The organism is Mesorhizobium sp. M1A.T.Ca.IN.004.03.1.1 (assembly GCF_003997555.1).
Classification (GTDB): Bacteria; Pseudomonadota; Alphaproteobacteria; order Rhizobiales; family Rhizobiaceae; genus Mesorhizobium.
In genome coordinates this window covers 1-253 of sequence record NZ_RZTV01000694.1, presented here as the reverse complement: position 1 = coordinate 253, position 253 = coordinate 1, and the positions used below count along the sequence as shown (strand labels likewise).

Genomic DNA, 253 nt, shown 5'->3' with positions numbered 1-253 from the left:
CAAAGCAATGCCGCGGTTCGATTTCGTCGGTCCGCCGCTATGGACCCATCCCATCCAGTGGTTCACGGCAAGCCAGCGATAGGCCTCGGCATAGTCCGGGTCGAGGGAGATTGCGCGTGTCAGCATCAGATGCACTTCCTCAGCCGCCTGCGGGGCATCGTCCATCATCTTGCGCGCCCGCACGCAGAGATCGTAAGCCTCGATGTTCTTCGGCCGATTGCGCGGCGGCAGTGCTCGGAGCCTGCCGAGCAGC

1 pseudogene is annotated in these 253 nt (G+C 63.6%); it reads right to left on the bottom strand.

Features of this window, described 5'->3' with window-relative positions:
* Window positions 1-253: pseudogene (locus EOD29_RS33445) on the bottom strand (adenylate cyclase); the annotation flags it as partial.